Source organism: Rhodococcus sp. 05-2254-6, from assembly GCF_002258565.1.
Lineage (GTDB): Bacteria > Actinomycetota > Actinomycetes > Mycobacteriales > Mycobacteriaceae > Rhodococcoides.
The window spans coordinates 1-8106 of sequence record NZ_NOZF01000193.1; the positions used below are offsets into that span (position 1 = coordinate 1).

Consider the following 8106-nt stretch of genomic DNA (forward strand, 5'->3'; position numbering starts at 1 on the left):
GCCCGACCAATACCCGAGTTGCGCGTGCTTCCGCATTGCGTCGCAATTCTGCCAGCAGTCGCGTTTTGCCTACACCGGCGTCGCCGGACACGACGGCCGCGGCAGGTACGCCTCTGGCAGCGTCCGCGACGACCTGTTCGAGCGCTGCAAGTTCGGCGTCCCGTCCGATCAGAGTGCGAGCCACGCCAACAAACTACGCCGCGCTCGTGGCCGGCCGTCGTTCTGTGCACGCCTGCGCACCCGACGGTCGTACGCTCGCAGCGAATCGGCAACACGGCGTTCGTGATCGGCCAGAACTTCGTAGGTGGAGTACATGGAACCCACTCTGGCTCCGCCGCACCGTCCACACATCAGGCGAGTTCCCTATCTTCGGGCGAACCCTCGTGCGAGAGAGCCCTAGGGAACAGCCGACGCGGTTACCTCACACGAGACATGTCAGGTGATCGACACCAACTGCGTGATGTCGTCGAAGGGCAGCGGTCCGTCGACGACGGCTCCGACGACGGCGCTGTTGAGGATGATCGATCCGCCGTGGTTGTCGAGGAAGGCGGTGTCGGATGCGTCGCGTCCGGTGGCGATGCGCACCAGGGTCGATCGCGGGGCGAGGCAGGTCGCGTCCACCACTCGCCACTGGCCTTCGACGAATGCTTCGGCGACCGCGTGGAAGTCCATCGGATCGCAACCCGGCGCGTACACCGCGACCAGGCGAGCAGGGACGTTGACGGCGCGCAGCAGCGCCACCACGAGGTGGGTGTAATCGCGGCAGACGCCGGCACCGGCGAGGAGGGTGTCGACTGCGCCGTCGATGGGGTCGCTGCTGCCCGGTACGTAGCTCAGCCGCGCGCCGACCCACGAGGACACCTCGGCAAGCAATTTCTCCGACGGCGGGTACGAGCCGAATTCCGTTGCCGCGAAGCCGAAGAACTTGTCGGCTTCGGCGTAGCGGCTGGGCCGCAGGTACAGCGAGAGGTCGTAGTCGGAGACCGGAGCGGGCTCGGTGTTGCCGTAGATGGTCGCCGAGTACGACGCCTCGAGCTTGCCGACGCCGGCGTGAATCTTGTGGATGCGGGTGCCGTGAGCACCGCTGATCTCCTGCGCCTCGATCGGCTGACCGTCGAGTGTGAACGAGAGTGCTTCCCACACATCGGTTCCTGGATGCGGTGCAATTGCGATCTGGAACTCGAGGGTGCTGGCCTCGGTCACGTCGACATCGAGGTACGCAGAGACATCACGTTTCATCGTGCCGATCCTGCCATCTTCGAGCCGTTCGCGCAGGCTATGACTCGTCGGTGGGGCGATCGCCGGTCACCAGGAAGATGACTCGTTTGGCGACCTCGACGGTGTGGTCGGAGTATCGCTCGTAGAAGCGCCCGAGCAGCGTGATGTCCACTGCGGCAGGCACGCCGTGCGGCCAGTCGGGTGCGGAGGTCAACATGAACAGGCTGCGGTGCAGCGCGTCCATCTCCTGATCCTGAATTCGCAGGTCGGCGGCGAGTTCGGCATCACGGGTCTCCAGGACGCGTTGCGTGGACTCTGCCTGCGCGACGGCAACGCGACCCATCTGCTCGAACACGCCCTCGACCTCGGGCGGCAGTACGTGCGCGGGGTGGCGACGGCGAACCAGTTCGGCGATGTGTACGGCCAGGCCACCCATGCGTTGCAGATCGGCGACGATGTTGATGCCCGAGACGACGCGTCGTAGATCGTGGGCAACGGGGGCCTGCAGGGCCAGGAAGCCGAAGGCTCCGTGCTCCCATTCGACTGCCAGCATGTCGATCTCTTCGCGGTATTCGATCGTCTGCTCGGCGAGAACGATGTCCGCCGTCAACAACGATCGAGTCGCGTCCGCCATCGCCTTCTCGGCAATTCGCGACATTTCGGACAAATTCGACGCCAGCGAATCCAATGTCTCGGCGTAACTGTCCCGCATGAAGTACTCAACCCCTACCGTTCGGCCCTGCTGGGCCTGTAGGCCTTACCCCCGAACACTTGTTTCTACACCTCCCATGGCGCTGTGCGACGCTGAACGCCATGACTGTGTTGAAGTCGATAGTGCTGTTCGGCGTCGCCGCTCTGTTCGAGATCGGCGGAGCATGGTTGGTGTGGCAAGGGATTCGAGAGCATCGCGGATGGCTGTGGGCCGGAGCCGGGGTGATCGCTCTCGGTGCCTACGGCTTCGTGGCGACGCTGCAACCCGACGCGAACTTCGGTCGGATTCTGGCGGCGTACGGCGGGGTGTTCGTCGCGGGATCGTTGCTCTGGGCAATGGTGGTCGACGGTTTCCGACCTGATCGGTGGGACATCACCGGAGCGTCGATCGCACTGATCGGCGTCGCGGTGATCATGTACGGCCCGCGCTGACTCACGCGGGCCGTACCGAGAAGATCAGCAGTTGGACGGCGCGGGCACCCCGTAGAACCGGTCCTTGATCCAGTTCTGCGCCTCGCCGAGGCCGAGGATATCCGGAATCAGGTGTCCGGCACCCGAACCCGGCACGATGGCCGGAACCTGCGCGGCGCTCAGCTGCACGGTGGCACCCTTGCCGCACCAGTCACCGGCCAGTCCGACGGCCTGTCCGTGGGGAACGATGTCGTCGGACGTACCGGACTGAATCAGCACCGGAGCATTCGGCGTCCGCTCACCGATCTTGTTCTTGGCCAGGATCTCCTGAGCGACGGGCAGCCTGTCCAGCACCACCGAGAGCGGCTCACCGGTCTTGGTGTACTCGTTGGTGCGGTGCAGCCCGACGTTCAGAATTGTCTCTCCCACACACTGATTCGCGACCAGGTTCAGCATGGCCTTGCCCGCGTCGTTGATGTTCTCGTCGATGATGGGCTGCAGACCGGGGTCGGAGTTGAGCAGACCGTTGAGGGTGTATCCGATGACTCCGGTGAGAATGGTGCCGTCGACCTGCTCGAGGGTCGCCTTCAGATCCGCGGGAGGTGCGCCGGCGTAGGTGCCGACGAGGTTCATCTCGGGTGCGTACTCATCGGCGAGTTCCGCTGCAGCAGCGGCTGCTCCGCCGCCCTGCGAGTAGCCGTACGCGGCCACCGGGCCGTCGGCGGAGATCTTGGTGCCCTGCAGGTTCTGTGCGGCGCGGGCCGCGTCGAGCACTGCGTGAGCTTCCGAGGCGCGGTTGACGTACGTGTGCGCACCCGGAGTACCGAGGCCCTCGTAGTCGGTGATGACCACGCCGTAGCCCTGCGAGAGCAGCGAATATGCCGCGAGCACCTCGTACTCGACCATGAAGCCGAGCGGCGGGGTGTAAGTGATGACGTTGTTGAGCATCTTCGACGGCGCGCACTGATCGCCCTGACCCTGAGTTCCCGGGGCGAGGACGACGAGCGGACGCGGGCCGGGCCCGGTCCACGCCGCGGCGGGATCGATGTAGGTTCCCGTGACGGCATTGGCCTCGCCGTTGGAATCGTTGCTGCGGTACATGATTCGGGTTGCAGCACCGGGCAGCGGGCCACCGATCCCGGGAACCGACAGCGCGAGATGCGAGGGCTCGGACCGGATCACGTCACCCGGGGAGCCTGCGGGGAGCGGGCTCGGTGGAATGTAGAAATCGGATTCGACGGTCGATCCCGTCGAGGGTGCCGCTGACACCGCGGGTGCCGTCACCCCCATGAATACTGCTGCTACCGCAACAGCCGACCCGAACACGCGCTTGCAACGCACCTGATAACCCCCAACGTCGATCACTTGACTTCAAGTGAGCGCTACCCCGTGTAGCACTTATCGTGACGCACCTTACGTGATGCGTCACACAACGCATAGGGCTAGTTCGGTGTCCTCACGATCAGCGTCGACGACGATGCATCGCCGTCTTGGCCGCATCGACCTCGTCGCTGGTGAAGGGCCGCCCCGGCAGCGTCGACCTTGGAACGCCGTCGCCGCGCAGACCGTCGAGCAACACGGTGAAATAGCGTCGCCAGTTCGACGCGTCGACGGTGCTCGAGAATTCGACGCTCGCGCCGATCATGCCGAGCACCGGATAGAAGTCGTTGACGGCGACGTCGGGCCGCAGCTGACCGGATGCCAGTGCTCGTTCGACGATCTTCTCGAAGAACGGATCGATGCGCGAGCGAACCTGAGCGATCCCTCGGCAGCCCTGATCGGATCCGAGTACGACGTCTCCGAGACCACGATCGAGCGCCATTCCCGCGCACACATCGCCGAGGAACTGCACCAACCCGTCCCACGGATCCTCGGCTTCGAGCGCCCGTTCGGCGGTCGCGAGCATGTCTTCGAGACGCTGCTCGAACACGCCGTCGATCAGTTCTTCCTTGCACGAGAACCGCCGATAGACGGTGCCGACGCCCACCTTCGCGTGCGCCGCGACGTCGTCGAGCGTGATGTCGATGCCGTGTGAGGCGAAGAGTTCGCGGGCCGCGTCGACGATGCGACGTCGATTGCGTTCAGCATCCGCCCGAAGGGGCTTCGATGCCGCTGTGTCCGCTCTCACACTCATTCGATGTCCGTTTCACCCCATAAGCGGAGGACATCCCTCCACTTAGCTGCTACCTTATCTCTACAACCGGAGGGTACACCTCCGCATAGTCGAACCGAGGACACTATGACCACCCTTTCATCGGAGAACGTGGGCGACGCCACGTCGAACACCACGCCGGTCGACCAACGTGCGCATCGGAATCGTTGGCTGATTCTCGCGACGCTCGGGCTGGCTCAGCTCATGGTCGTGCTCGACGCGACCATCGTGAACATCGCACTCCCCGCCGCCCAGCTCGACCTGGGCTTCGACAACGCCGACCGCTCCTGGGTCGTCACCTCGTACGCACTCGCGTTCGGCAGCCTGCTGCTGCTCGGTGGACGACTGAGCGACCTCTTCGGACGACGCAACACCTTCCTCATCGGGCTCGTCGGTTTCGCGCTGATGTCGGCGGTGGGCGGCGCGGCCGTCAACTTCGGCATGCTGGTCGCGGCTCGCGCCGGTCAGGGTGTCTTCGGCGCTCTGCTCGCCCCCGCGGCCCTGTCCCTGTTGGCCACCACCTTCACCGACACCAAGGAACGCGCCAAGGCATTCGGCATCTTCGGTGCCATCGCCGGCGGCGGCGGCGCTCTCGGCCTACTGCTGGGCGGCATGCTCACCGAATGGGCCAACTGGCGCTGGAGCCTGTACGTCAACCTGATCTTCGCCGCACTCGCCTTCGTCGGCGGGTTCCTGTTCCTGGCCAAGCACAAGGTCGACGTCCGCCCCAAGCTCGACATCCCCGGCACCCTCGCCGTCTCGGCCGCACTGTTCTCCATCGTCTACGGCTTCGCTCACGCCGAGTCCGACGGCTGGGGCAACTCGGTCACCCTCGGTTTCCTGGCCGCAGGTGTCGTATTGCTCGCAGTGTTCGTGACCATCCAGATGCGCGTCGAGCATCCGTTGTTGCCGTTGCGGATCGTGCTGAACCGCACTCGTGCGGGATCGTTCCTCGCTGTATTCGTTACCGGCGCAGGCATGTTCGCGGTGTTCCTGTTCCTGACGTACTACCTGCAGAACACGCTGATGTACACGCCCATCACCACCGGGTTCGCGTTCATGCCGATGATCGCGTCGCTGATCCTCACGGCGACGCTGTCCACGGCGCTGATCCTGCCCCGCTTCGGACCCCGCATCCTGATGACGACCGGCCTGGTCGTGGCCTCGATCGGCATGGCACTGCTGACGCAGATCGACGTCGACAGCAGCTACGTCACGCACATCCTGCCCGGCCTGGTCATCATGGGCCTCGGCCTCGGTGCCACCATGGCCCCGGCCATGCAGGGCGCGATCTCGGGCGTCGACCCTGACGATTCCGGTGTCGCATCGGCAACGGTGAACACGATGCAGCAGGTGGGCGGCTCGATCGGCACGGCGCTGCTGAGCACCGTGGCCGCCAATGCAGCGACCAGCTAGGTCAGCTCGAACATGGCGACGGCCACCGACGCGGCACTGCTGCAGGCCAACGCGGAGATCGCCAGCTACACCACCACGTTCTGGTGGGCGTCGGGAATCTTCCTGCTCGGCGCGGTGCTGTCGGCCACGCTGCTGAAGAACGGACCGTTGCCCTCGGCTCCCGAAGGTGCGGTAGTCGTCGGGCACTGAGCGGCTTCGCCGCATGTGAGCGGAACCTCGTAGCCTGCTACGAGGTTCCGCTCACGTGCGTCAGCCTTCGAGCAGCTTCTCGGTCGCGGCCAGCAGAACGCAGGTCGCGACGCCGTCCATCGATTTCTCCAACTCACCGAGTGACGGGAAGCTCGGGGCGAGGCGAATGTTCTTGTCTTCCGGATCTTTTCCGTACGGGAAGGCCGAGCCGGCGGCCGTCAGAGCGATTCCGGCTTCCTTGGCCAGCGCGATCGACCGCGCGGCCGTGCCCTCGAGTACGTCGAGGCTGATGAAGTAGCCGCCCTTGGGTTCGGTCCAGGATGCGATCTTCGAGGCACCGAGACGGTCCTCGAGGATCTGCTGCACCAGAGCGAACTTGGGGGCCAGGATCTCGCGATGCTTGGCCATGTGGGCCCGCACACCGGCGGCGTCGCCGAAGAAGCGCAGGTGCCGCAGCTGGTTCAACTTGTCCGGGCCGATGCTCTTCTTGCCGAAATGCTTCTGGTACCAGGCGAGGTTCTCCTCGGAACTGCCGAGGAAGCTGACCCCCGCACCGGCGAACGTGATCTTCGAGGTCGACGCGAACACGAACGGGCGGTTGGGGAACCCGGCCTCGGCGGCCATGCCCAACACGTCGTACGACGGCGCGAATTCCTCGGTCAATGGATGCACCGCGTAGGCGTTGTCCCAGAACAGTCGGAAATCGGGTGCGGCCGCAGGCATGGTGGCCAGCGCGCGAACGACGTCCTCCGAATAGACGGCACCGGTGGGGTTCGCGTAGTTCGGCACCACCCACATGCCCTTGATCTGCGGATCCGACGCCACCAGGTTGGCGATCTCGTGCACGTCCGGGCCGTCGGGTCCCATCGGAACCGGGATCATCTCGATGCCGAAGCTCTCGGTGATCGCGAAGTGCCTGTCGTAGCCGGGCGAAGGGCAGAGGAAGCGCACGTTCGGCTCGGCCGACCAGGCGCGAGGAGAATCGGGCAGCCCGTGCAGCAGCGCCCAGACCACCAGGTCCTGCATGATCTCGAGGCTGGCGTTGTTGCCGGCGAGCAAGTTCTTCACCGGGATGCCGAGCAGTTCCCCGAAGATGGCACGCAGTTCCGGCAGGCCCGCGAGGCCGCCGTAGTTGCGGCAGTCGGTGCCGTTGCCGTCCTTGTAATCCGCACCCGGAAGCGTCAGCAGGTCAGCAGCGAGATCGAGCTGCTCGGGCGACGGCTTGCCGCGAGTGAGATCGAGAGTGAGCTTCTCGGCTTTGAGCTGCGTGTACTTCGCGCTCTGCCGCTCGTGCTCGGAGGCAAGCTCCTCATGGTTCATCAGACCCAACTGGGTTTGCGCTGGCATGCGGAGCGGCCTCTCGGTGACGGGTTCCCCGGACAGTGTCGATGTCACTGAAATAAAGGGGACCCCGCGCACCCGGCAGAGCCCATTGACCCTTGCTGCCTTCCGGCCCTGGGGGAGTTCACAGGATGCGCGCCGCGCGGGATCCGTTAGAAAGTGTAGCCGCCTCTCGTCCGACAACACATCACCACCCTTCGCGCCTCCCGATTTGGGAGATGGTGGGGGTAACCGGGTAAGCTCCCCCACGGAGGATTCGCCTAGTGGCCTATGGCGCTCGCCTGGAACGCGGGTTGGGTTAACGCCCTCAGGGGTTCAAATCCCCTATCCTCCGCCAGAGAAGCCCCCGTGACATGTCACGGGGGCTTCTTGCTGTTCAAGGCGAGGTGGTTCACCCGCCCGCTCTGTCGTCCGGCCACCCCGTTCGCGTCAATGGACCACTGCACCGGTCAGACGTATGCAGTGGTCCATCCACCCAGTTCACCTCTCCGCGTCGATGTCACATTGACGCGGCCAGACGTATGCAGTGGTCCATTGACGCGGGGTGGCACCGAACTAGCGAGCCGACCAACCACCGTCCATGGTGTATGACGCTCCAGTCACCATGCCGGCGTTTTCGGAGGTCAACCAGCCCACCAGTGAGGCGACTTCGGCCGGTTCGACGAGTC

8 protein-coding genes, 1 tRNA gene, 1 other RNA gene and 2 pseudogenes are annotated in these 8106 nt (G+C 65.0%); 3 read left to right on the forward strand and 9 right to left on the reverse strand.

The features are described from left to right. The 4 genes from CH256_RS27085 to phoU form a co-directional block, all read right to left on the reverse strand. Positions 1-184: ATP-binding protein (locus CH256_RS27085; RefSeq protein WP_143536686.1), on the reverse strand; the 184-nt coding region annotated here is incomplete at its 3' end. Continuing rightward, a complete protein-coding gene (locus CH256_RS28310; protein ID WP_176460212.1) occupies positions 169-315 on the reverse strand; it encodes a hypothetical protein in 147 nt (48 codons plus the stop codon). The genes CH256_RS28310 and CH256_RS27085, both read right to left, overlap by 16 nt. Before the next feature lie 120 nt (positions 316-435). Then, a complete protein-coding gene (locus CH256_RS27090) occupies positions 436-1239 on the reverse strand; it encodes a transglutaminase-like domain-containing protein (protein WP_068050450.1) in 804 nt (267 codons plus the stop codon). Positions 1240-1276: 37 nt separating this feature from the next. Beyond that, positions 1277-1930, reverse strand: a complete 654-nt coding sequence (gene phoU / locus CH256_RS27095) for a phosphate signaling complex protein PhoU (protein WP_068050449.1) — start codon at positions 1928-1930, stop codon at positions 1277-1279. 101 nt (positions 1931-2031) lie between these two features. Here phoU and CH256_RS27100 point away from each other — a divergent pair, with 101 nt between their 5' ends. Further along, on the forward strand, positions 2032-2361 hold the full coding sequence (locus tag CH256_RS27100; RefSeq protein WP_068050448.1) for a YnfA family protein: 330 nt from the start codon (positions 2032-2034) through the stop codon (positions 2359-2361). 24 nt (positions 2362-2385) lie between these two features. Here CH256_RS27100 and CH256_RS27105 read toward each other — a convergent pair whose 3' ends face one another. Beyond that, positions 2386-3630 carry a lipase family protein gene (locus tag CH256_RS27105; RefSeq protein ID WP_094638958.1) on the reverse strand — a complete coding sequence of 415 codons (1245 nt, stop codon included), beginning with the start codon at positions 3628-3630 and terminating at the stop codon, positions 2386-2388. Between the two features lie 172 nt (positions 3631-3802). Further along, complete coding sequence (locus tag CH256_RS27110; RefSeq protein WP_094671499.1) at positions 3803-4474, reverse strand: TetR/AcrR family transcriptional regulator; 672 nt, start codon at positions 4472-4474, stop codon at positions 3803-3805. Positions 4475-4579: 105 nt separating this feature from the next. On the opposite strand from CH256_RS27110, the pseudogene CH256_RS27115 reads away from it, so the two are divergent. Further along, positions 4580-6097, forward strand: a pseudogene (locus tag CH256_RS27115) (DHA2 family efflux MFS transporter permease subunit). A 60-nt stretch (positions 6098-6157) separates the two neighbouring features. Here the strand turns inward: CH256_RS27115 and CH256_RS27120 are convergent. Next, positions 6158-7444 carry an aminotransferase class I/II-fold pyridoxal phosphate-dependent enzyme gene (locus tag CH256_RS27120; RefSeq protein ID WP_094638959.1) on the reverse strand — a complete coding sequence of 429 codons (1287 nt, stop codon included), beginning with the start codon at positions 7442-7444 and terminating at the stop codon, positions 6158-6160. 53 nt (positions 7445-7497) lie between these two features. Beyond that, positions 7498-7592: signal recognition particle sRNA small type (gene ffs / locus CH256_RS27125), an RNA gene on the reverse strand. A 95-nt stretch (positions 7593-7687) separates the two neighbouring features. Here ffs and CH256_RS27130 point away from each other — a divergent pair. Beyond that, positions 7688-7775: transfer RNA gene (locus CH256_RS27130), tRNA-Ser, on the forward strand. 218 nt (positions 7776-7993) lie between these two features. On the opposite strand, the pseudogene CH256_RS28825 reads toward CH256_RS27130, so the two are convergent. Further along, positions 7994-8106: pseudogene (locus CH256_RS28825) on the reverse strand (3-hydroxybutyrate dehydrogenase); the annotation flags it as partial.